This is a genomic window from Gluconobacter albidus (genome assembly GCF_002005485.1).
Lineage (GTDB): Bacteria > Pseudomonadota > Alphaproteobacteria > Acetobacterales > Acetobacteraceae > Gluconobacter > Gluconobacter albidus.
The window spans coordinates 1,950,367-1,973,318 of sequence record NZ_CP014689.1 but is presented as its reverse complement, the minus strand read 5'-3'; the positions used below and the strand labels follow the sequence as shown (position 1 = coordinate 1,973,318).

Genomic DNA, 22,952 nt, shown 5'->3' with positions numbered 1-22,952 from the left:
TATGGCCAAGAACAAGCGTCTGAACGCCGCACAGGCAACTGTCGAGCGTAACAAGCCGTACGGCCTGACCGAGGCTGTCGCTCTCGTGAAGAGCAACGCCAAGGCAAAGTTCGACGAGACGATCGAAATCTCGCTGAACCTCGGCATCGATCCGCGTCACGCTGACCAGATGGTCCGTGGTCTGATCTCCCTGCCGAACGGCACGGGCAAGACCCTGCGCGTTGGCGTGTTCGCCCGCGGCCCGAAGGCTGAAGAAGCCTTGGCTGCTGGTGCGGAAGTCGTCGGTGCAGAAGATCTGGCTGAAAAGATCCAGGCTGGCGAAATCAACTTCGACCGCTGCATCGCGACGCCGGACATGATGGCTCTCGTGGGTCGTCTGGGTAAGATCCTCGGCCCGCGTGGTCTGATGCCGAACCCGCGCCTCGGCACGGTGACCATGGATGTCAAGGGTGCCATCACGGCAGCCAAGTCCGGTCAGGTCGAGTATCGCGCCGAGAAGGCCGGTATCATTCATGCCGGCGTTGGCAAGGCTTCCTTTGATGAAGCCAAGCTGGTTGAGAATATCAACGCTCTGGTCGATGCCGTGCAGAAGGCTCGTCCGACGGGTGCCAAGGGAACGTATCTGAAGAAGGCAGCCCTGTCTTCCACGATGGGTCCGGGCGTTCGCGTTGACGTTTCGAGTTTCGAAGCCTGATTGACAGGTGGTCTTCCTTCTGGGAAAGACCACCACGAAATGACGTCACGCCCTCGGGCGTGATGGCTGAGGGGTGGCCTGCTTGCAGGTCGCTTCCAAACCTGTCCAAGACCGCACGTGGACCTTCGGGGCCTTAAGGATCTTTCGGGATCGCGGGCGTCAGACGGGGCGACAGTATTCAGTGGCGCTGCTGCGATGTGCTGGGTTCGCTCACTTCTGTGGACAGGCGAGCGGAGCTGCTTCGAAAGAGGCGGTTCCATGGGTAACCTGGTCTGGCGAAAGCTGGACTGACGAGGAGACAGGTTTTGGACCGTACGGAAAAACGGGCCTTTGTTGAGTTCCTCGCCGATGTGTTTGGCAGCACGTCCATGGTTGTCGTCACCCAGAACAAGGGTCTGACGGTTGCTGATGTGACGGAACTGCGTCGACGCATTCGTGCGGCAGGGGCGACATACAAGGTTGCGAAGAACCGGCTGGCCAGCCGTGCTCTGGATGGGACCCAATTCGACGGCATCGCGCCGCTGCTCAAGGGACCGACCGCGCTTGCGTGGTCTGAAGACCCGGCATCAGTAGCAAAGGTGATCGTCGAGTTCGCCAAGACGAATGACAAACTGGTGGTGCTTGGTGGCGCCCTGGGTTCCCAGACGCTTGGCGTCGACGGAGTCAAGGCCCTCGCCGAGCTGCCGTCCCTGGACGAGCTGCGTGCGAAGCTGGTGGGTATGATCAATACCCCCGCAACGCGTATCGCAGGCGTTGTCCAGGCGCCGGCTGGCCAGCTTGCTCGCGTCTTTGGTGCCTATGCCAAGGCCGGCGAAGCAGAAGCCGCCTGAGAATGAAGGCCCGCGCTGCGGCGTAGGCCTGAACCTGATCAACAGTACATCAATTTAGGATAAGACCATGGCCGATCTGGCAAAGATTGTTGAAGAGCTGTCCGCTCTGACCGTTCTGGAAGCTGCAGAGCTTTCCAAGATGCTTGAAGAGAAGTGGGGCGTTTCCGCTGCTGCTCCGGTTGCAGTTGCTGCTGCTGCTGGTGCTGCTGCTGCTCCCGCTGAAGAGCAGACCGAATTCACGGTTGTCCTGGCTGACGCCGGCGACAAGAAGATCAACGTGATTAAGGAAGTCCGTGGCATCACGGGCCTCGGTCTGAAGGAAGCCAAGGACCTGGTCGAAGGCGCACCGAAGACCGTCAAGGAAGGCGCGTCCAAGGACGAAGCCGCCAAGATCAAGAAGGCTCTTGAAGACGCCGGTGCCAAGGTCGAAGTCAAGTAATCTACTGATTTCGGGCTGGGTCGTTCGCGTCGCAGCCACTGCCTGGCAGACAGATGGGGCGGGGATCGCATGCGGTTCCCGCCCGATTTGCCGTTGGAGCAGAACGGGCGTATAGTGCGCGGCTCGCCACGTACTGAAAATTTCATAACGGCCGGTCGTTCCGGTCGTCCGCAATGCAGGGACCTGTTCTCGGCACGGTTTGCGGGCGACTCGAAGGTCTGGTGCAGAGGGCAGAAGAGATGAACGCGATCACCAAATCGTTCACGGGACGCAAAAGGATCCGCAAAAGTTTCGGGCGTATTCCCGAAATTGCGCCGATGCCCAATTTGATCGACGTGCAGCGCGCCTCCTATGAGGCATTCCTGCAGATGAACGTAAGTCCTGACAGCCGGCAGGACGCCGGTCTTCAGGAAGTCTTCCGTTCGGTGTTTCCGATCAACGATTTTGCGGGTCGCGGTCGTCTGGACTTCATGTCCTACGAATTCGAAGATCCGAAATATGATGTCGAGGAATGCATTCAGCGCGGTCTGACCTATGCGGCGCCGCTGAAGGTTATTCTTCGTCTGACGACGTGGGATATCGACGAGGACACCGGTTCACGTTCGATTCACGACATGAAGGAACAGCCGGTTTACATGGGCGACATGCCGCTCATGACTGATAACGGCACCTTTATCATCAATGGCACAGAGCGCGTCATTGTCTCCCAGATGCATCGTAGCCCGGGCGTGTTCTTCGATCACGACAAAGGCAAGACGCATTCTTCGGGCAAGTACCTCTTTGCCGCCCGCGTCATTCCGTATCGTGGTTCCTGGCTCGACTTCGAGTTTGATGCCAAGGACCTGATCTATGTCCGTATCGACCGCAAGCGCAAGCTGCCGGTCACAACTCTTCTTTATGCGCTTGAAGGCGCAAACTATCTCGCGCAGCGTGAGCGGAAGATTGCTGACGGCGGTGACGTAGACGGCCTCGATATCCGTGGAATGGATCAGGATGAAATCCTGTCCTATTTCTACCAGACTGTTCCCTTCACCCGTCTGGGCGGTGAATGGGCCCGTCCTTTCGACCCCGATGCATTCCGTGGCCTGAAGCTGCTCAGCCCGCTGGTTGATGCTGATACGGGTGAGGTGGTTGCCGAAGCCGACGCCAAGCTGACTGCGCGTATGGTCCGTAAGATTGCGGAAAAAACCCGCGTCGTGCAGGTTGGTCGTCTCGATATCCTCGGACGCTTCCTTGCCTATGATCTCGTGAATGAGAATACAGGTGAGATTTACGGTGAAGCTGGCGAAGAGCTGACGGAAGACCGTCTGGCGACGCTTGAGGAAATGGGCATCACGGAGCTTCCGCTTCTGTCCGTTGACGGCTCGCACGGTCCTTGGATCCGCAACACGCTGGCTGCTGACAAGAACAGCAGCCGTGATGAGGCCCTGATCGACATCTATCGCATCATGCGTCCGGGTGAACCGCCGACCAAGGAAACGGCGGAAGCCATGTTCCATGGTCTGTTCTTCGACCAGGGTCGCTATGATCTTTCTGCGGTTGGCCGTGTAAAGATGAACATGCGTCTTGATGTGGACGCACCAGATACCCTGCGCGTTTTGCGTAAGGAAGACATCCTGCGCACGATCAAGATCATGTGTGAACTGAAGGATGGCCGCGGCCAGATCGACGATATCGACAACCTTGGTAACCGTCGTGTCCGCTCTGTCGGCGAACTGATGGAAAACCAGTATCGCGTTGGCCTGCTCCGCATGGAACGTGCCATCCGCGAGCGCATGGGTTCCGTCGACATCGATACGGTCATGCCGCATGACCTGATCAATGCGAAGCCTGCCGCGGCTGCTGTGCGCGAATTCTTTGGTTCCTCGCAGCTCAGCCAGTTCATGGATCAGACGAATCCACTTTCCGAAGTGACGCACAAGCGTCGTCTTTCGGCGCTTGGCCCGGGCGGTCTGACCCGTGAGCGCGCAGGCTTCGAAGTCCGTGACGTTCACCCGACGCATTACGGCCGTATCTGCCCGATCGAGACGCCGGAAGGCCCGAACATCGGTCTGATCAACTCGCTGTCGACCTATGCCAAGGTGAACAAGTACGGCTTTATCGAGACGCCTTATCGTCTGGTGGAAGAAGGCGTTCTTCAGGATGGCTGGAAATATCTTTCCGCCATGGAAGAAGAAAAGCTCGTTGTTGCCCAGGCTGATGCCAAGCAGGACGATCAGGGTCGTCTGACGGATGAACTTGTTTCCGTTCGTCGTTCGGGTGACTTCCGCGTTGTCCCGCCGGAGCAGGTCACGGCCTGTGACGTTTCGCCGAAGCAGCTTGTGTCTGTCGCTGCCGCGCTCATTCCGTTCCTTGAGAACGATGACGCCAACCGCGCACTGATGGGCGCGAACATGCAGCGTCAGGCTGTCCCGCTGGTGAAGGCTGATGCCCCGCTGGTCGGTACCGGCATGGAAGCCGCTGTCGCGCATGACTCAGGCGCGACCATCGTGGCTAAGCGCCGTGGTGTGATCGACCAGATCGACGGTGCCCGTATCGTGGTTCGTGCCACGGACGAGGCTGGTGCAACGCAGGGCGTGGATATCTATCGTCTGCGCAAGTACATGCGTTCCAACCAGTCCACCTGCATCAACCAGCGTCCGCTGGTGAAGGTCGGGGATACGGTTCATGCAGGCGACATCATCGCTGACGGTCCGTCCACCGAGCTTGGTGAACTGGCTCTGGGTCGTAACGTGCTCGTCGCGTTCATGCCCTGGAACGGTTATAACTTCGAAGATTCCATTCTGATCTCCGAGCGCATCGCCCGTGACGACGTCTTTACTTCGATCCATATCGAAGAATTCGAAGTCATGGCCCGTGATACGAAGCTGGGTCAGGAAGAAATCACGCGTGACATTCCGAATGTCGGTGAGGAAGCCCTGCGCAACCTCGACGAAGCCGGTATCGTGTATGTCGGCGCCGAAGTGAATCCGGGTGATATCCTTGTCGGTAAGGTGACGCCGAAGGGCGAAAGCCCGATGACGCCGGAAGAAAAGCTTCTGCGCGCCATCTTCGGTGAGAAGGCTTCCGACGTCCGTGATACGTCCCTGAAGCTGCCGCCCGGCACGACCGGTACGATTGTCGACGTTCGCGTCTTTTCCCGCCGTGGCGTGGACAAGGACGAGCGCGCCATGGCGATCGAGCGCGCCGAGATCGAGCGTCTCACGAAGGATCGTGATGACGAGCGCGGCATTCAGGAGCGCAGCTTCTATAACCGTCTCCGTGAGCGTCTGGTGGGCCAGACGGCCGGTGCCGGGTTCAAGGGCCTCCGTTCGGGCACGCCGATCACGGAAGAGGTTCTGGACGAGCATCATCGCGCGACCTGGGCCAGCATTACGGTCACGTCCGACGACGTCATGACGGAGCTTGAAAAGCTTCGTGGTGAATTCAAGGAAGCGACCCGCAGGATTGATGCGCGCTTCGACAGCAAGGTCGAGAAGCTTCAGCGCGGTGACGAACTGCCACCTGGCGTGATGAAGATGGTCAAGGTCTTTGTTGCCGTGAAGCGTAAGCTTCAGCCCGGTGACAAGATGGCCGGTCGTCACGGTAACAAGGGTGTTGTTTCTCGCGTTGTTCCCGTTGAGGACATGCCGTTCCTTGAGAATGGTCAGGCAGTCGACATCGTTCTGAACCCGCTGGGTGTGCCGTCGCGCATGAACATCGGTCAGATTCTCGAGACCCATCTGGGCTGGGCCTGTGCCAATATCGGCGCAAGCATTGGCGAGATGGTGGACGAGTATCAGCGGACGGGTGAGCGCAAGCAGGAACTGCTGGATCGTCTGCATGACGTCTATGGAGACGTGGTCTTCAATGACGACATCGCGACGCTGCCGAATGAGCAGCTGATCGAGCTTGCGAACAACCTTCGCAAGGGTCTGCCGATTGCAACGCCGGTGTTCGATGGCGCTTCCATTCCCGACATCGAAGAGATGCTCGAGAAAGCTGGTGTCAACAAGTCGGGTCAGTCGCAGCTGATTGATGGTCGTACGGGTGAGCTCTTCGAGCGCCAGACGACGGTTGGTTACATCTACATGCTGAAGCTGCATCACCTTGTCGATGACAAGATCCATGCCCGTTCGATCGGTCCTTACTCGCTTGTCACGCAGCAGCCGCTGGGTGGTAAGGCGCAGTTCGGTGGTCAGCGCTTTGGTGAAATGGAAGTGTGGGCCCTTGAAGCATATGGTGCAGCCTACACGCTGCAGGAAATGCTGACGGTGAAGTCGGATGACGTGTCCGGCCGTACCAAGGTCTATGAGGCAATCGTTCGCGAACAGGACGATTTCGAAGCCGGCATTCCGGAGAGCTTCAACGTTCTGATCAAGGAACTGAAGTCACTCGGCCTGAATGTCGAACTCGAGCAGAGCGGGCTTTAATTGCCCGCTCCCTCCTTCTCGCTACGGTTCATTTTTAAGGTGTCCGCGGTACGCCGCGGAACACATTGGGGTTTCGGCGCATGAACGAACTCATGAAGATCCTGGGTCAGACCGGCCAGTCGGTGACCTTCGACCAGATCAAGATCCAGCTCGCATCCAGCGAGCAGGTGCGGTCATGGTCTTACGGCGAAATCAAGAAGCCGGAGACCATCAACTATCGTACGTTCAAGCCTGAGCGTGACGGCCTGTTCTGTGCGCGTATCTTTGGCCCGATCAAGGATTACGAATGCCTGTGCGGCAAGTACAAGCGGATGAAGTTCCGCGGTATTGTCTGCGAAAAATGCGGCGTTGAAGTCACGCTGGCCAAGGTGCGCCGCGAGCGTATGGGCCATATCGAGCTGGCATCGCCTGTCGCGCATATCTGGTTCCTGAAGTCGCTGCCGAGCCGTATCGCGACCATGCTGGATCTGCCGCTCAAGGACGTTGAACCGGTTCTGTATTTCGAGAAATTCCTGATTCTCGACAAGGGCGTCTGTGAATCCGATCAGATCGACTCCTACAAGAACGGCAAGAAGCGCGATCAGTATCTGCTGGACGAAATCCGCTGCGAAGACCTTCTGGATGAATATCCCGACGCCGGTATCGACGTCGGAATCGGTGCGGAAGCCATCAAGCGCGCGCTCTCCAGCTATGACTGGGGCATTCCGAACGGCCAGGAACGCGACCTGAGCCTTGCGGCAAAGGAAAAGGGCCTGCCGGATCCGTTTGACTATGACGCTGAGGTCATGGAAGGCGATTCCGAGAAGACCATGATGCGCAAGAAGCTGCGCAAGGCGACCTCGGAAGCTGCCCGCAAGAAGCTCGTCAAGCGTCTGAAGCTCGTTGAAGCCTTCGTGGAAAGCGGTTCGCGCCCGGACTGGATGATCATGGACATCGTTCCGGTCATTCCGCCGGAACTGCGTCCGCTGGTGCCGCTCGATGGTGGCCGTTTCGCAACGTCCGATCTGAACGACCTGTACCGTCGCGTCATCAACCGTAACAACCGTTTGAAGCGGCTGATCGAGCTGCGTGCGCCGGACATTATTGTCCGTAATGAAAAGCGCATGCTGCAGGAAGCTGTGGACGCCCTGTTCGATAACGGACGTCGTGGCCGCGCCATCACGGGTGCGAACAAGCGCCCGCTGAAGTCGCTGTCCGACATGCTGAAGGGTAAGCAGGGACGTTTCCGTCAGAACCTGCTCGGAAAGCGTGTCGATTACTCTGGCCGTTCGGTCATCGTGGTTGGTCCGGAATTGAAGCTGCATCAGTGCGGCCTTCCGAAGAAGATGGCGCTCGAACTGTTCAAGCCGTTCATCTACTCGAAGCTCGAGAAGTACGGCCACGCCACCACCATCAAGGCTGCAAAGCGCATGGTGGAAAAAGAGCGTCCGGAAGTCTGGGATATCCTCGAAGAGGTGATCCGCGAGCATCCGGTCATGCTGAACCGTGCTCCGACGCTTCATCGTCTGGGTATCCAGGCGTTCGAGCCGACGCTGATCGAAGGCAAGGCCATCCAGCTTCACCCGCTGGTCTGCACCGCGTTCAATGCCGACTTCGATGGCGATCAGATGGCCGTTCACGTGCCGCTGTCGCTGGAAGCCCAGCTTGAAGCCCGCGTTCTGATGATGTCCACGAACAACATCCTCAGCCCCGCGAATGGCAAGCCGATCATCGTTCCGTCCCAGGATATCGTTCTGGGCCTGTATTACCTGAGCCTTGAAGTTCCGGAATACCGCGAAACGCCGGACGAGGCTGTCATCAAGGATGGCAAGGTCGTCACGGCTGCTCCGCCGGCCTATTCGGATGTGGCCGAGATCGAAAGCGCCATGCTTTCGGGCTCGCTCAAGCTGCATGACAAGATCCGTCTGCGTCTGGCGACGATTGACGCTGACGGCAAGTCCGTCCGTCAGACGATCGTCACGACGCCGGGTCGCGCCCTGATCGCGCAGATCCTGCCGAAGCATCAGGCCATCCCGTTCAGCCTGATCAACAAGCAGCTGACGAAGAAGAACGTATCCGACGTGATCGACACGGTCTATCGTCACTGTGGTCAGAAGGAAGCGGTGATTTTCTGCGACCGCCTGATGGGGCTTGGTTTCCGTCACGCTGCCCGCGCCGGTATCTCCTTCGGTAAGGATGACATGATCATTCCGGACGCCAAGGCAACGCTGGTTGGCAAGACGTCGGAAGAGGTCAAGGAATTCGAGCAGCAGTATCAGGACGGTCTGATCACGGCCGGCGAGCGCTACAACAAGGTGGTCGACGCTTGGTCACGCTGCACGGACGAAGTCCAGGCCGCGATGCTCAAGGAGATCTCCAAGCAGGTCATCGGCAAGCCGACGAACTCGGTCTGGATGATGAGCCACTCCGGTGCCCGTGGGTCGCCGGCCCAGATGAAGCAGCTCGCCGGTATGCGCGGCCTGATGGTGAAGCCTTCGGGCGAGATCATCGAGCAGCCGATCATCGCGAACTTCAAAGAAGGCCTCTCGGTTCTCGATTACTTCACGTCCAGCCATGGTGCCCGTAAGGGTCTTGCGGATACGGCGCTGAAGACGGCGAACTCGGGTTACCTGACCCGTCGTCTGGTCGACGTTGCGCAGGACTGCATCATCGTCGAGCCGGATTGCGGTACGGAACGCGGTCTGACGGTTCGCGCCGTCATGGATAGCGGCGAAGTCGTGTCTTCCCTGTCCGAACGTATTCTGGGTCGTACCCTGTCCAAGGATGTGCTGCATCCGGTCAGCCAGGACATCATCCTGCCGCGCAACACGCTGATCGAGGAAGCTGAAGCTGAGCTTATCGAGAAGGCGGGCGTGGAGAGCGTTGATATCCGCTCCGTTCTGACCTGTGACAGCCGCGTTGGAATCTGTGGCCACTGCTATGGTCGCGATCTGGCCCGTGGTACGCCGGTCAATATCGGTGAGGCTGTCGGCGTTATTGCGGCACAGTCCATCGGTGAGCCGGGCACCCAGCTGACGATGCGTACCTTCCATATTGGTGGTGCGGCAACGCGTGGCGCCGAGCAGTCGATGGTCGAAGCGTCCCGCGATGGTATCGTGACGATCAAGAACCGGAACGTCGTCGAGAACTCGCAGAAGGTTCTGGTGGTGATGTCGCGTAACTGCGAAATCCTGCTGACCGACGAGAACGGTGTGGAACGTGCCCGCTATCGTGTGCCTTACGGTGCGCGTCTGATGGTCTCGGAAGGGGAAGCGGTGACGCGGACCCAGAAGATGGCCGAGTGGGACCCGTACACCCTGCCGATCATCACCGAGCAGGCGGGTACCGTCGAGTATCTCGACCTGATCGACAGCATCACGCTCGTCGAGCGTATGGATGAAGTCACGGGTCTGAGCTCGAAGGTCGTCGTTGACTACAAGCAGGCCGCAAAGGGCGTTGATCTGCGTCCGCGTCTGCAGCTCAAGGATGCTTCCGGAAACGTCGTCAAGCTCGCCAACGGCAACGATGCTCGCTACTTCCTCTCGCCTGACAGTATTCTGTCGGTTGAGAACGGAGCAGAGGTCAATGCCGGTGACGTGCTGGCCCGTATTCCGCGCGAAGGATCCAAGACGCGTGACATCACGGGTGGTCTGCCGCGTGTGGCCGAACTGTTCGAAGCGCGTCGTCCGAAGGATCATGCGATCATCGCCGAAGGCGAGGGACGCATTGAATTCGGTAAGGACTACAAGTCCAAGCGCTGCGTTATCGTCAAGAACGACGATACGGGTGAAGAGACGCAGTATCTTATCCCGAAGGGCAAGCACGTTTCCGTTCAGGAAGGCGACTTTGTCCAGAAGGGCGATCCGCTAGTCGACGGTCCGCGCGTGCCGCATGACATTCTCAAGGTCATGGGTGTCGAGGCTCTGTCCGACTATCTCGTCAACGAGATCCAGGACGTCTATCGACTGCAGGGCGTGAAGATCAATGACAAGCATATCGAAGTCATTGTTCGTCAGATGCTGCAGAAGGTGGAAATCCTCGAACCGGGTGACTCGACCTATCTGATCGGTGAAACGGTGGACCGTATCGAGTACGAGGGCGAGAACCAGCGTCTGACCCAGAACGGTGATACGCCTGCCCGGGCCATGCCGGTTCTGCAGGGCATCACCAAGGCGTCCCTGCAGACGCAGTCCTTCATCTCGGCGGCCTCCTTCCAGGAGACCACACGTGTCCTCACGGATGCGGCCACGTCGGGCAAGGTGGATACCCTCAACGGTCTCAAGGAGAACGTGATTGTCGGGCGTCTGATCCCGGCAGGAACGGGCAGCGTGATGAACCGTCTGCGGGGCATTGCCGCCACTCAGGACCGTCAGCGTGTTGGTGGAACGTCGCAGGCAGCTGTCGAAGACGCAGCGGAGTGAAAAGAGGATCCCCGCTTTTGAAAAAGGCGGGGATCTTCCTGTCCCGATTCTGGAAACTTTCAGCGAAGAATCGGGCCATTTCAGCTGAACCACTTGACTTGACGTCGAACCCTTCGTAGGTTCCGCGCCCTCGGCACATGCCTTCTCGGAAGGCTGAAAAAGCCGACGAAGTTTAAAGAATCGCATGCGGTGCCGCTATTCTCCTTATCTGGAGAAAATGCCAAGGCCGCACGCTGGAGAGAGGAGGGAACAGTTCAGGCTGTTTCCTTTTCACGATGTGGAAATGGCAGGCGGTCCTACCGCATGTCGGTTGGAACAAATGTCACGACAGAAACAGCAATGTTGCTGTCTGAAATAGGACAAGGATTGGGAAGGGCGCATGCCGACCATCAACCAGTTGATCGCGAACGGCCGTGAGCCGGCCGCAAAGCGGAACAAGGTCCCCGCACTGCAGGGCTGCCCGCAGAAGCGTGGCGTTTGCACGCGTGTGTATACCGTAACGCCAAAGAAGCCGAACTCCGCTCTGCGTAAGGTCGCCAAGGTGCGTCTGACCAACGGGTATGAGGTCGTGAGCTACATTCCGGGTGAAGGTCATAACCTTCAGGAACACAGTGTTGTTCTGATCCGTGGTGGCCGCGTGAAGGATCTTCCTGGCGTCCGTTATCACATCCTGCGTGGTGTGCTTGATACACAGGGTCTCGCCAAGCGTCGTCAGCGTCGTTCGCTGTATGGCGCGAAGCGTCCGAAGTAAGAGGTATTTGGAATGAGTCGCCGTCACCGCGCTGTAAAGCGCGAGATCCTTCCCGATCCGAAGTTCGGAGACGTCGTCATTACGCGCTTCATGAATGCGCTGATGTACGATGGTAAGAAATCCACCGCCGAAGGTATCGTTTACGGTGCCCTCGAAGTCATGCGCCGCCGCGGCGGCACGACTGCAGATCCGGTGGCCATGTTCCACTCGGCTCTGGACAACGTGAAGCCTGCGGTTGAAGTCCGCTCGCGTCGCGTCGGTGGCGCAACCTATCAGGTTCCAGTTGAAGTCCGCGCCGAGCGTCGTCAGGCCCTCGCGATCCGCTGGCTGATCGACGCCTCCCGCAAGCGTGGCGAGAACACGATGCAGGAACGTCTGTCCAACGAACTGATGGATGCGGTCAACAACCGTGGCTCCGCTGTCAAGAAGCGCGAAGACACGCACCGTATGGCTGAAGCCAACAAGGCATTCAGCCACTATCGCTGGTAATCAGAACCGGTTAAAGGGCTTCCGGCAGTGCTGCGATCTCGGGATCGTGCACTGACTGGTTTGAACTTTCAGTCTTACTCCCGTTCCAGGTGGAGCGGGGTTTTGGAGAAAGACGATGGCAAAGGCTAAATTTGAGCGGACGAAGCCGCACTGCAACATCGGCACCATCGGTCACGTCGATCACGGCAAGACCTCGCTGACTGCTGCAATCACCAAGGTGCTGGCAAAGTCCGGTGGCGCAACGTTCAGCGCCTACGACCAGATCGACAAGGCTCCTGAAGAGCGTGCTCGTGGCATCACCATTTCCACGGCTCACGTTGAGTACGAGACGGCCAACCGTCACTATGCTCACGTCGATTGCCCGGGCCATGCTGACTACGTGAAGAACATGATCACGGGTGCAGCTCAGATGGACGGCGCGATTCTCGTCGTTTCCGCTGCTGACGGTCCGATGCCGCAGACCCGCGAGCACATCCTGCTTGCACGTCAGGTTGGCGTTCCGGCTCTGGTCGTGTTCCTGAACAAGGTTGACCAGGTTGATGATCCGGAGCTGCTCGAGCTCGTGGAAATGGAAGTTCGCGAACTTCTGTCTTCCTACCAGTTCCCGGGCGACGATATCCCCATCGTCAAGGGCTCCGCTCTTGTGACGCTGGAAGATGGCGACGCAGCAATCGGTGAAGACCGCGTTCTCGAACTGATGACGCAGGTTGACGCCTACATCCCGCAGCCGGAGCGTCCGGTTGACCGTCCGTTCCTGATGCCGATCGAAGACGTGTTCTCGATCTCGGGTCGTGGTACGGTTGTCACGGGTCGTGTCGAGCGCGGCGTTGTCAACGTGGGTGACGAAGTCGAGATTATCGGCCTGAAGGACACCATCAAGACGACCGTTACGGGCGTTGAGATGTTCCGCAAGCTGCTCGATCGCGGTGAAGCCGGTGACAACATCGGTGCACTGGTTCGTGGCACGAAGCGTGAAGACGTCGAGCGCGGCCAGGTTCTGGCAAAGCCCGGCTCCATCACGCCGCACAAGAACTTCAAGGCTGAGGCTTACATCCTCACGAAGGAAGAGGGCGGTCGTCACACGCCGTTCTTCACGAACTATCGCCCGCAGTTCTATTTCCGTACGACCGACGTCACGGGCGTCGTGACGCTGCCGGAAGGCACGGAAATGGTCATGCCGGGTGATAACGTTGCCATGGACGTGGAGCTGATTGCTCCGATCGCCATGGACGAAGGCCTGCGCTTCGCTATCCGCGAAGGCGGCCGTACCGTGGGTGCCGGTGTGGTTTCTTCCATCACCGCCTAAAGTCCTGCGTTTAGCTGTTGGCTTTGACAGCCCCGGTCAGATTTTTTCTGACCGGGGTTCCCTTTCAGGGGCAATGGCAGTAGGACGACACCCGAATTTTTGAGTTGGACGAACAAGAACATGGACAACCAGAACATCCGCATTCGCCTTAAGGCGTACGATCATCGCGTGCTGGACAACAGCACCAAAGAGATCGTAAACACGGCGAAGCGTACGGGTGCGCGGGTTCGGGGTCCGATCCCGCTGCCGACGCATATCGAACGGTTCACGGTGAACCGCTCGCCACACGTGGATAAGAAAAGCCGCGAACAGTTCGAAATTCGGACTCACCGCCGGCTGCTCGACATTGTCGAGCCGACCCCGCAGACCGTGGACGCCCTCATGAAGCTCGACCTCGCCGCTGGCGTGGACGTCGAGATCAAACTCTAAGGTCCAGACGATGCGAACCGGATTGATTGCAAAGAAGCTGGGAATGACCCGGCTGTTTAAGGAAGATGGCACGCATGTGCCTGTGACGGTCCTTCACCTTGACAATGTCGAGGTTGTGGATGCCCGCACGAACGAGCGCGATGGCTACACCGCCATTCAGCTCGGACTTGGTAATGCCAAGGTGAAGAATGTCACCAAGGCGAACCGTGGCCACTTTGCCCGGACCAAGGTCGAGCCAAAGAAGCATCTGGCAGAGTTCCGCGTCTCCGAAGACGCCCTGCTGGAAGCTGGAACCAAGCTGTCCGCTGCTCACTTCGTTGTGGGACAGAAAGTTGACGTCACGGGCCAGAGCAAGGGCAAGGGTTTTGCGGGTGTTATGAAGCGTCATAACTTCGCAGGTCTCGAAGCGTCCCACGGCGTCTCCATCAGCCACCGTTCCCACGGTTCTACGGGCCAGCGCCAGGATCCTGGCAAGGTCTTCAAGGGAAAGAAGATGGCAGGTCACATGGGTGACGAGCGTGTTACCACGCTGAACCTTGAGATCGCTGCCGTGGATGAAGAGCGCAACCTGATCATGGTCAGGGGTGCAATTCCTGGTGCGAAGAACGGCCTTGTGCTGATTCGCGATGCAATCAAGAAGGCTCGCCATGCTGATGCGCCGTATCCGGCAGCAACAGTGGCGGCCGCCGGTTGAGGACGAGGGGCATGGAATACGATATCAAGACCCTCGATAATGGTAGCGCAGGCTCTGTCGCGCTTCCGGAAGAGATTTTCGCTGTCACCCCGCGCTCGGACATCATGGCACGCGTCGTGCACTGGCAGCTGGCAAAGCGCCGCGCCGGTACGCACCGTACCAAGGGCATGGGTGAAGTTTCTGGCACGACCAAGAAGCCTTTCCGTCAGAAGGGCACGGGCTCTGCCCGTCAGGGCTCCCTGCGTGCGCCGCAGTTCCGTACGGGTGGCGTTGTTCATGGTCCGGTCGTTCGCGATCACGGCTATGACCTTCCCAAGAAGGTTCGTCGTCTCGGCCTGATCTGCGCCCTGTCGCAGAAGGCTGCCGAGGGCAAGCTGATCGTTCTCGATGCAGCCAACGGTGTCACCAAGACCCGTGAAGCCGCAGCGAAGATCAAGGCTCTGGGCTGGACGTCTGCGCTGATCGTTGATGGCGCTGTCGACGAGCAGTTTGCTCGCGCAATCGCCAATCTGCCGAAGATCGACGTTCTGCCGACCATTGGTGCAAACGTCTATGACATCCTCAACCACGACGTGCTGGTTATCACCCGCGCCGGTCTTGAGGGTCTTAAGGAGCGTCTGGCATGACCACCAATACCGTCATGAACGCACACAAGACTGCACAGAACATGTCTCAGGAAGCCCTGTATGACGTGATCCGTGCACCGCTGATCACCGAAAAGGCGACGCTTCTTTCCGAGCGTAATCAGGTGGTGTTCAAGGTCGCTCCTGGCGCGACGAAGCCTCAGATCAAGGTTGCGGTTGAGAAGCTCTTCAACGTGAAGGTTACCGGCGTAAGCACGCTGGTCCAGAAGGGCAAGGTCAAGCGCGTCAAGGGTCGTCCTGGCCGTCGCTCGGACATCAAGAAGGCGTATGTACAGCTTGCTGAAGGTCAGTCCATTGACCTTACAGCCAAGCTGGGCTGACGCGGGGTAGGATACCATGGCACTCAAGCACTTTAATCCCACGACGCCGAGCACACGCGGCACCGTACTGATTGATCGCAGCGAGCTCTTCAAGGGCAAGCCGGTCAAGCAGCTGACGGAAGGCAAGAACAAGTCCGGTGGCCGTAACAATCACGGTCGTACGACAGTTCGTTTCCGTGGCGGCGGGCACAAGCAGTCCTATCGTTATGTCGACTTCAAACGTCGCAAGTTCGATGTGGCCGCAACGGTCGAGCGTCTCGAATACGATCCGAATCGTACGGCGTTTATTGCGCTGATCAAGTATGAAGACGGCGAACTCGCCTACATCCTTGCTCCGCAGCGCGTGAAGGTTGGCGATCGCGTCATCTCCGGCGCCCACACGGACGTAAAGCCCGGCAACGCCATGCCGCTGGGTGCAATGCCGGTCGGAACGATCGTGCATAACATCGAGCTCAAGCAGGGCGCTGGTGGCAAGATGGCCCGTTCGGCTGGCACCTATGCGCAGCTGGTCGGCAAGGACGCCGGCTACGCGCAGATCAAGCTGCAGTCCGGTGAGCTGCGTCTTGTTCGTGGTGAATGCATGGCAACCGTTGGTGCCGTGTCCAACCCGGACAACATGAACCAGCACATGGGCAAGGCCGGTCGTTCCCGCTGGCTCGGACGTCGTCCGCATAACCGTGGCGTTGTCATGAACCCGGTCGACCATCCGCATGGTGGTGGTGAAGGCCGGACCTCTGGTGGCCGTCATCCGGTTACGCCCTGGGGTGTTCCGACCAAGGGTTACAAGACACGTGTTAACAAAAAGACGGATAGCCTGATCATCCGTCGCCGTAAGTCCGGCAAGTAAGAGGGGGCAAACAGAGATGGCACGTTCCGTCTGGAAGGGCCCGTTCGTTGACGGGTATCTGTTCGGCAAGGCTGAAGCGTCACGCGCTTCGGGTCGTAATGAAGTGATCAAGATCTGGTCGCGTCGTTCGACGATCCTTCCGCAGTTCGTTGGACTTACGTTCGGCGTCTATAATGGTCACAAGTTCCTGCCTGTGCAGGTCACGGAGAACATGGTCGGTCACAAGTTCGGTGAATTCTCACCGACGCGGACCTACACCGGTCATGGCTCTGACAAGAAGTCGAAGCGGGGCTGAAAATGAGCAAGCCAAAGCATATCCGCACGCTTGCTGACACGGAAGCGCAGGCCATTGCCCGCAACATCCGCGTCAGCCCGCAAAAGCTGAACCTGGTTGCGGCGATGATCCGCAACCAGCCGGCTGACAAGGCTATCGCCGCTCTTGCCTTCTCGCGTCGTCGTATCGCGCAGCAGGTCAAGAAGACTCTTGAGAGTGCCGTGGCCAACGCTGAGAACAATCATCAGCTCGATGTCGATCAGCTGGTGGTCAAGACTGCAGAAGTCGGCAAGTCCATTGTCATGAAGCGTTTCCACGCTCGTGGCCGTGGCCGTTCTTCTCAGATCCAGAAGTTCTTCAGCCACCTGAAGATTGTTGTTGCCGAGCGTGCGGAAGCACCGGAAGAGACGAAGCCGTCTCGCGGAACCAACAAAGAGCAGAAGGCAGCCTGATCCATGGGACACAAGGTCAATCCGATCGGGCTTCGGCTCGGCGTCAACCGTACCTGGGACAGCCGCTGGTACGCTGGTCAAGATTACGCACGTCTGCTGCATGAAGATCTGAAGCTTCGTGCATTCCTGCGTCGCAAGCTTTCCGGCGCAGGCGTGTCCCGCGTTGTTATCGAGCGTCCGGCAAAGAAGCCCCGCGTGACGATCTACGCTGCCCGTCCGGGTGTCGTGATCGGCAAGAAGGGTCAGGACATCGACGCGCTCCGGAAGGAACTGAGCCGTATGGCGAAGACCGATGTGGCGCTGAACATCGTCGAGATCCGCAAGCCGGAAATCGACGCCACTCTTGTTGCCGAGAACATCGCTCAGCAGCTGGAGCGTCGCGTTGCATTCCGTCGTGCCATGAAGCGCGCAATCCAGTCCGCAATGCGTCTGGGTGCCCAGGGCATCCGGATCACCTGCGGTGGTCGTCTGGGTGGTGCTGAAATCGCTCGTGCCGAAAAGTATCGTGAGGGACGCGTTCCCCTGCATACCCTTCGCGCCGATATCGATTACGGTACGGCAACTGCCAAGACAACGTATGGTACCTGCGGTGTGAAGGTATGGATCTTCAAGGGTGAGATCCTGGCTCATGACCCGCTGGCACAGGACCGTCGTGCTGCGGAGCAGGCTCCCCAGCGCTAAGACTGTGAGCGAAAGCTCACAGTTCCTTTGCTGGTGCTGATTTGAGGATTTAACAACATGCTTTCCCCAAAGCGGACAAAGTTTCGTAAGGCCCACAAGGGCCGCATTCACGGTCTGGCGAAAAGCGGAACCCAGCTGAACTTCGGTGCCTTCGGCCTGAAGGCGCTGGAGCCGGAGCGGATTACCGCTCGCCAGATCGAAGCCTCCCGTCGTGCGATCACGCGTGCCATGAAGCGTGCCGGTCGTGTGTGGATTCGTATCTTTCCGGACACTCCGGTCTCGACAAAGCCCGCAGAAGTGCGTATGGGCTCCGGTAAGGGTAACCCCGAGTACTGGGCCGCACGTGTCAAGCCGGGTCGTATCCTGTTCGAGATCGAGGGCGTTCCGCCTGAGGTTGCCAAGCTGGCCCTGAGTCTGGGGGCTGCGAAGCTTCCGATCAAGACCAAGTTCGTTCAGCGTATCGGAGACGCGTAATGGCCGACACGTACAAGCCTGCCGATCTGCGCGCGAAGAGCGAGGACGAGCTGAATGCTCTTCTGCTCGATCTCAAGCGCGAACAGATCAACCATCGTTTTTCGGCTGCCACGGGGCAGTCGGAGAACACAAGCCGCGTCAAGGTCGTGCGCCGTGCAGTAGCACGTATCAAGACACTGGCTCACACATCGAAGAACCGTGCGGGCGCCAAAACGTCCGCCGCTAAGTCCTGAGAGGAGACGGACGATGCCAAGGCGCGTCCTGACGGGTCGGGTCACGAGCGACAAGATGGACAAGACGGTTACCGTTCTTGTTGATCGTCGCATCATGCACCCGCTCTACAAGAAGTTTATTCGCCGCTCCAAGAAGTATGCGGCTCATGACGAAGAAAACGTCTGCCAGACGGGCGATCTGGTTCGCATTGAAGAATGCGCACCGATCTCCAAGCGCAAGACGTGGTCTGTCGTGTCGCGCAACGGCGAGGAGCTGGCTTCAGCGTCCTCTTCCGTCAGCGCATAAGGGGGTAGGCACATGATTCATCCCGAGACCAACCTTGACGTCGCCGATAACTCCGGTGCGCGTCGGGTGCAGTGCATCAAGGTGCTGGGCGGCTCCAAGCGGAAGACTGCCTCGGTCGGCGACGTCATTGTCGTGTCCGTCAAGGAAGCAATTCCCCGCGGCAAGGTGAAGAAGGGTGACGTGCATCAGGCCGTCATCGTTCGCACCTCCTACCCAGTTCGTCGTGCAGATGGCTCCGCCATCCGTTTCGACAAGAACGCCGCTGTTCTGCTGAACAAGCAGCAGGAGCCGATTGGTACGCGTATCTTTGGCCCGGTGGTTCGTGAGCTGCGTGCGCGCAAGTTCATGAAGATCATCTCGCTGGCTCCGGAGGTGCTGTAATGGCTGCTCGTATCAAGAAGGGTGACCAGGTTCTGGTCCTCTCCGGCAAGTCCCGTGGCGTTCGCGGCGAAGTTCTCGCCGTGATGCCGAAGGCCGATAAGGCTGTTGTGCGCGGCGTGGCTATCGCCAAGCGCCACACGAAGCCCAACCGCACAGGCGGAGAAGGTGGAATCATCGAGCGCGAAATGCCGATCCATCTTTCAAACCTGAAGCTGGTTGATCCGAAGAGCGGCAAGCCGACGCGTGTTGGCTTCCGCATTCTGGAAGACGGTCGCAAGGTTCGTGTTGCCAAGGCAACCGGCGAAGTGATCGAAGGCTGAGGAACGCAACAATGAGCGAACAGAAGAACGCTTTGCCGCGTCTGCACCAGCGTTACGAAGAAGTGCTGAAGAAGCAGCTTCGTGAGCAGTTTGGCTATGCCAACGAACTCCAGGTTCCCAAGCTCGAGAAGATCGTGCTGAACATGGGTGTTGGTGAAGCCGCCGGTGACCAGAAGAAGCTTGATGCCGCTTTTGCGGAAATGACCGTGATTTCGGGTCAGAAGCCTGTCAAGACCCTTGCTCGCAAGGCTATTGCCGGCTTCAAGATTCGTGAAGGTCTGCCCATCGGCTGCAAGGTCACGCTTCGTCGTGCCCGCATGTACGAGTTTCTTGACCGTCTGGTGACGATCGCCATGCCGCGTATCCGCGATTTTCGTGGGCTGCCGGCAAACAAGGGCTTTGATGGACATGGTAACTTCGCCATGGGCATCAAGGAACAGATCGTGTTTCCTGAGATCGAATATGACAAGATCGATGCCGTTCGCGGTATGGACATCATCTTCGTGACCAGCGCCAAGTCTGATGCTGAAGCAAAGGCCCTGCTGAAGGCCTTTGATCTGCCGTTCAACGGCTGATCCATAATTTTTCAGACCGATCACGGTTAAAATCAGGATTCGGCCTTCCATTGGAAGGCCGCTTTCCTTTATAGACACGCTGATTGGAAAACCGTCGGGATAGGCCTGACAGGTTCCGGGAGAAAATTCGAGATGGCGAAGGTCTCAGCGGTAAACCGTAATAACCATCGCGCTGCCCTGGTGAAGCGCGACAAGGAAAAGCGGACCGCTCTCAAGAACATCATCAAGGATCGCACACTGTCGGTTGAAGACCGCTTTGATGCGACCCTTAAGCTGGCCCAGATGCCGCGCAATGGATCCGCAACCCGCGTCCGACTGCGTTGCAAGCTTTCTGGTCGCCCCCGTGCCAACTATCGCAAGTTCGAACTGAGCCGTATTGCTCTGCGCGATCTTGCCTCCGCCGGCCAGATTCCTGGCATGGTCAAGTCGAGCTGGTAAAGGGTAGATCGAATGTCTTTGTCTGATCCACTGGGCGATATGCTGACCCGGATCCGCAATGCGCAGCGTGCCCGTCATGCTGTCTGCGTTGCGCCTGCATCCAAGCTGCGCGCAAGCGTTCTGGAAGCCCTGAAGCGTGAAGGCTACATCCGTGGCTTCGCTGCTGAAGAGCTCCGCAAGGGTGTTGCACAGCTCCGTATCGAGCTGAAGTATGTAGAAGGCCAGCCGGTCATCAAGGAAATCCATCGCGTTTCCAAGCCCGGCCGTCGCGTCTACTCGAAGATCAAGGAACTTCCGCGCGTTTATGCCGGCCTTGGTGTGTCGATCCTGTCCACCCCGCGTGGCGTCCTGTCGGACGTCGAGGCTCGCGCTGCCAACGTTGGCGGCGAGGTCCTCTGCCGCGTCTTCTAAGGAGGATCGCATGTCTCGCGTAGGTAAATATCCCGTCGAAGTTCCGGCTGGCGTGCAGGTTTCCGTTGCTGATGGCATCTTCAAAGCCAAGGGCAAGCTCGGTGAGCTGACCGTTCCGGTTTCCCGTCATGTGGAAGTGAAGATCGAAGGCAGCAATGTTTCTGTTGCTCCTCTTGGTCGCCGTTCCCGTGAAAACTGGACCATGTGGGGAACCACCCGCGCTCTGATCGCCAATACGGTCAAGGGTGTGTCGGACGGCTTCACCAAGGGGCTTGAAATTCAGGGTACGGGTTTCCGTGCTGCTGTTCAGGGCTCGAACCTGGTGATGAACCTCGGCTTCTCGCACGATGTTGTCTATCCGATTCCGGAAGGCATCAAGATCACCACTCCGCGTCCGACCGCGATTGTCGTTGAAGGCAACGACAAGCAGCGTGTTGGTCAGGTTGCGCTCGATATTCGCAGCTTCCGCAAGCCTGAGCCTTACAAAGGCAAGGGCGTTCGGTATGAGACCGAGGTTCTGCGTCGTAAGGAAGGTAAGAAGAAGTAATGGCATCGCAGCAAGGATTGCAGGAACGTCGCCGTCAGCGGCTGCGTTTCCAGCTTCGTCGCAAGAGCGGCGGCCGGCCGCGTTTGTCGGTCTTCCGTTCCAGCAAGCATATTCATGCCCAGATCATCGACGATGCCCAGGGTCGTACGCTCGCCAGCGCCTCCACGCTGGAAAAGACGCTTCGCGATGCTGGCAAGACCGGCGCCGATACCTCTGCGGCCACCCTTATCGGCAAGCTGATTGCCGAACGCGGTGTTGCAGCTGGCGTCAAGACCGTCGTGTTCGACCGCGGCTCTTATCTGTATCATGGCCGGGTCAAAGCCCTGGCAGAGGCTGCCCGTGAGGGCGGACTCTCGTTCTAAGGAGGATCACACATGGCACGTGAGCCAAGAGAAGGCGGCCGTGGTGGTCGTGAGCGCGAGCAGGGCGATGATCTGGTCGACAAGCTCGTTACCATCAACCGTGTTGCCAAAGTCGTAAAGGGTGGTCGCCGTTTCGCGTTCGCTGCCCTCGTCGTCGTCGGTGACCAGAAGGGTCGCGTCGGTTACGGAGCAGGTAAAGCCCGTGAAGTTCCCGAAGCAATCCGCAAGGCAACCGAGCGTGCAAAGCGCACGATGATCCGCGTGCCGATGAAGGAGGGGCGTACCCTTCATCACGACACGTTCGGTCACTACGGTGCTGGCAAGGTTGTTGTCCGTGCTGCTGAAGCCGGTACGGGTATCATCGCTGGTGGTCCGATGCGTGCAGTGTTCGAAAGCCTTGGCGTCAACGACGTTGTGGCCAAGAGCCTGGGAACGCGTAACCCGCACAACATGATCAAGGCGACTTTTGCTGCGCTCGAAAAGGCCAGCAGCCCGCGTCATGTTGCTTCCCGTCGTGGCAAGAAGGCTGCGGAATTGTTTGGCAAGCGCGAGCAGGGCCAGACGGAAGCGGAGGTGACAAATGGCTGAGAATGGCAAGACCGTTCAGGTTACGCAGATCGCTTCGGTCATCGGTCGTAAACCGGGCCAGGCTGAGACCATCACCGGTCTTGGTCTGCGTGGAATTGGTTCCACGCGTACGCTGGAGGATACTCCGGCCGTGCGTGGAATGATCCGCAAGGTTGCCCACCTCATCAAGGTGGAGGGTTGAAATGAACCTCAACGAACTGCGCGATAACGAGGGTTCCCGTTATCGCAAGAAGCGTCTTGGACGTGGCATCGGGTCCGGCAAGGGCAAGACGTCAGGTCGTGGCGTCAAGGGTCAGAAGGCCCGTGAGGGCGTGTCGCTCAACGGCTTCGAGGGTGGTCAGCTTCCGCTGTACCGTCGTATGCCGAAGCGTGGCTTCGTGAACATCTTCCGCAAGGAATATGCTCCGGTGAACCTCGGCGCGATCTCCAAGGCCATCGAAAGCGGAAAGCTGGACAAGGCTGCTACCGTCACCGAGGAGACCCTTCGCAAGGCTGGTCTCGTCAACGGAAGCAAGCTGGCCGGTGTCCGTCTCCTGGCCCATGGTGAACTTTCGCATGGTGTGACCATCGAAGTTGCCGGTGCTTCTGCTGCTGCTCTGGCAGCAGTCGAGAAGGCTGGTGGTACCGTCAAGGTACTCGAGACCAAGAAGGAAGCTCAGGCTGAGGCCTGAGTTT

General features: G+C 58.6%; 29 protein-coding genes. All 29 read left to right on the top strand.

Translation table 11 applies throughout. The features are described 5' to 3' along the window. Position 1: 1 nt before the first annotated feature. Positions 2-694: a 50S ribosomal protein L1 gene (rplA, locus tag A0U94_RS09070; protein WP_062110027.1), complete on the top strand. Its 693-nt coding sequence runs from the start codon at positions 2-4 to the stop codon at positions 692-694. Positions 695-999: 305 nt separating this feature from the next. Beyond that, complete coding sequence (gene rplJ, locus A0U94_RS09065; RefSeq protein WP_062029280.1) at positions 1,000-1,524, top strand: 50S ribosomal protein L10; 525 nt, start codon at positions 1,000-1,002, stop codon at positions 1,522-1,524. 67 nt (positions 1,525-1,591) lie between these two features. Continuing rightward, positions 1,592-1,963 (top strand): 50S ribosomal protein L7/L12, encoded by a 372-nt coding sequence (rplL, locus tag A0U94_RS09060; RefSeq protein WP_062029282.1) that lies wholly within the window; start codon positions 1,592-1,594, stop codon positions 1,961-1,963. 239 nt (positions 1,964-2,202) lie between these two features. Beyond that, entirely contained in the window at positions 2,203-6,375 is a 4,173-nt protein-coding gene (rpoB, locus tag A0U94_RS09055; protein WP_077803915.1) for a DNA-directed RNA polymerase subunit beta, read from the top strand. A gap of 80 nt (positions 6,376-6,455) precedes the next feature. Next, positions 6,456-10,775, top strand: a complete 4,320-nt coding sequence (gene rpoC, locus A0U94_RS09050; protein WP_077803144.1) for a DNA-directed RNA polymerase subunit beta' — start codon at positions 6,456-6,458, stop codon at positions 10,773-10,775. A gap of 379 nt (positions 10,776-11,154) precedes the next feature. Further along, positions 11,155-11,526, top strand: coding sequence for a 30S ribosomal protein S12 (gene rpsL / locus A0U94_RS09045; RefSeq protein ID WP_011251969.1), 372 nt, complete (start codon positions 11,155-11,157; stop codon positions 11,524-11,526). Positions 11,527-11,538: 12 nt separating this feature from the next. Continuing rightward, on the top strand, positions 11,539-12,015 hold the full coding sequence (gene rpsG / locus A0U94_RS09040; protein ID WP_011251968.1) for a 30S ribosomal protein S7: 477 nt from the start codon (positions 11,539-11,541) through the stop codon (positions 12,013-12,015). 115 nt (positions 12,016-12,130) lie between these two features. Continuing rightward, positions 12,131-13,321, top strand: a complete 1,191-nt coding sequence (tuf, locus tag A0U94_RS09035) for an elongation factor Tu (protein ID WP_062029287.1) — start codon at positions 12,131-12,133, stop codon at positions 13,319-13,321. A 120-nt stretch (positions 13,322-13,441) separates the two neighbouring features. Further along, complete coding sequence (gene rpsJ / locus A0U94_RS09030) at positions 13,442-13,750, top strand: 30S ribosomal protein S10 (protein ID WP_007282720.1); 309 nt, start codon at positions 13,442-13,444, stop codon at positions 13,748-13,750. A gap of 10 nt (positions 13,751-13,760) precedes the next feature. Beyond that, the gene (gene rplC, locus A0U94_RS09025; protein ID WP_041110841.1) at positions 13,761-14,444 is read left to right on the top strand and encodes a 50S ribosomal protein L3; all 684 of its coding nucleotides are present in this window, start codon (positions 13,761-13,763) and stop codon (positions 14,442-14,444) included. 11 nt (positions 14,445-14,455) lie between these two features. Further along, positions 14,456-15,070 (top strand): 50S ribosomal protein L4, encoded by a 615-nt coding sequence (gene rplD, locus A0U94_RS09020; protein ID WP_062029295.1) that lies wholly within the window; start codon positions 14,456-14,458, stop codon positions 15,068-15,070. A 41-nt stretch (positions 15,071-15,111) separates the two neighbouring features. After that, on the top strand, positions 15,112-15,408 hold the full coding sequence (locus A0U94_RS09015) for a 50S ribosomal protein L23 (RefSeq protein ID WP_174694446.1): 297 nt from the start codon (positions 15,112-15,114) through the stop codon (positions 15,406-15,408). 16 nt (positions 15,409-15,424) lie between these two features. After that, entirely contained in the window at positions 15,425-16,255 is an 831-nt protein-coding gene (gene rplB, locus A0U94_RS09010; RefSeq protein ID WP_062029300.1) for a 50S ribosomal protein L2, read from the top strand. A 16-nt stretch (positions 16,256-16,271) separates the two neighbouring features. Beyond that, complete coding sequence (gene rpsS, locus A0U94_RS09005) at positions 16,272-16,550, top strand: 30S ribosomal protein S19 (protein ID WP_011251962.1); 279 nt, start codon at positions 16,272-16,274, stop codon at positions 16,548-16,550. A gap of 2 nt (positions 16,551-16,552) precedes the next feature. Next, positions 16,553-16,981 carry a 50S ribosomal protein L22 gene (gene rplV, locus A0U94_RS09000; protein WP_062029303.1) on the top strand — a complete coding sequence of 143 codons (429 nt, stop codon included), beginning with the start codon at positions 16,553-16,555 and terminating at the stop codon, positions 16,979-16,981. A gap of 3 nt (positions 16,982-16,984) precedes the next feature. Continuing rightward, positions 16,985-17,662 (top strand): 30S ribosomal protein S3, encoded by a 678-nt coding sequence (gene rpsC / locus A0U94_RS08995; RefSeq protein WP_011251960.1) that lies wholly within the window; start codon positions 16,985-16,987, stop codon positions 17,660-17,662. 57 nt (positions 17,663-17,719) lie between these two features. Beyond that, the gene (rplP, locus tag A0U94_RS08990) at positions 17,720-18,136 is read left to right on the top strand and encodes a 50S ribosomal protein L16 (RefSeq protein WP_011251959.1); all 417 of its coding nucleotides are present in this window, start codon (positions 17,720-17,722) and stop codon (positions 18,134-18,136) included. Continuing rightward, entirely contained in the window at positions 18,136-18,369 is a 234-nt protein-coding gene (rpmC, locus tag A0U94_RS08985; RefSeq protein WP_062029304.1) for a 50S ribosomal protein L29, read from the top strand. The genes rplP and rpmC overlap by 1 nt, the downstream gene beginning before the upstream one ends. A gap of 13 nt (positions 18,370-18,382) precedes the next feature. Continuing rightward, on the top strand, positions 18,383-18,655 hold the full coding sequence (rpsQ, locus tag A0U94_RS08980; protein ID WP_062029305.1) for a 30S ribosomal protein S17: 273 nt from the start codon (positions 18,383-18,385) through the stop codon (positions 18,653-18,655). Positions 18,656-18,667: 12 nt separating this feature from the next. Continuing rightward, complete coding sequence (gene rplN, locus A0U94_RS08975) at positions 18,668-19,036, top strand: 50S ribosomal protein L14 (RefSeq protein ID WP_011251956.1); 369 nt, start codon at positions 18,668-18,670, stop codon at positions 19,034-19,036. After that, positions 19,036-19,356 (top strand): 50S ribosomal protein L24, encoded by a 321-nt coding sequence (gene rplX, locus A0U94_RS08970; protein ID WP_077803143.1) that lies wholly within the window; start codon positions 19,036-19,038, stop codon positions 19,354-19,356. Before rplN ends, rplX begins: the two co-directional genes overlap by 1 nt. Positions 19,357-19,367: 11 nt before the next feature. Next, positions 19,368-19,931 (top strand): 50S ribosomal protein L5, encoded by a 564-nt coding sequence (gene rplE / locus A0U94_RS08965; RefSeq protein ID WP_062029307.1) that lies wholly within the window; start codon positions 19,368-19,370, stop codon positions 19,929-19,931. Positions 19,932-20,063: 132 nt separating this feature from the next. Next, positions 20,064-20,369 (top strand): 30S ribosomal protein S14, encoded by a 306-nt coding sequence (gene rpsN, locus A0U94_RS08960; RefSeq protein ID WP_011251953.1) that lies wholly within the window; start codon positions 20,064-20,066, stop codon positions 20,367-20,369. Positions 20,370-20,381: 12 nt separating this feature from the next. Next, entirely contained in the window at positions 20,382-20,780 is a 399-nt protein-coding gene (gene rpsH / locus A0U94_RS08955) for a 30S ribosomal protein S8 (RefSeq protein ID WP_011251952.1), read from the top strand. Between the two features lie 10 nt (positions 20,781-20,790). After that, entirely contained in the window at positions 20,791-21,327 is a 537-nt protein-coding gene (rplF, locus tag A0U94_RS08950; protein WP_062029308.1) for a 50S ribosomal protein L6, read from the top strand. Further along, on the top strand, positions 21,327-21,689 hold the full coding sequence (gene rplR, locus A0U94_RS08945) for a 50S ribosomal protein L18 (protein ID WP_062029310.1): 363 nt from the start codon (positions 21,327-21,329) through the stop codon (positions 21,687-21,689). The genes rplF and rplR overlap by 1 nt, the downstream gene beginning before the upstream one ends. A gap of 12 nt (positions 21,690-21,701) precedes the next feature. Next, positions 21,702-22,277 carry a 30S ribosomal protein S5 gene (rpsE, locus tag A0U94_RS08940; RefSeq protein WP_011251949.1) on the top strand — a complete coding sequence of 192 codons (576 nt, stop codon included), beginning with the start codon at positions 21,702-21,704 and terminating at the stop codon, positions 22,275-22,277. After that, positions 22,270-22,458, top strand: a complete 189-nt coding sequence (rpmD, locus tag A0U94_RS08935; protein ID WP_011251948.1) for a 50S ribosomal protein L30 — start codon at positions 22,270-22,272, stop codon at positions 22,456-22,458. The genes rpsE and rpmD overlap by 8 nt, the downstream gene beginning before the upstream one ends. Before the next feature lies 1 nt (position 22,459). Continuing rightward, positions 22,460-22,948, top strand: coding sequence for a 50S ribosomal protein L15 (gene rplO / locus A0U94_RS08930; RefSeq protein WP_062110051.1), 489 nt, complete (start codon positions 22,460-22,462; stop codon positions 22,946-22,948). Positions 22,949-22,952: the final 4 nt, after the last annotated feature.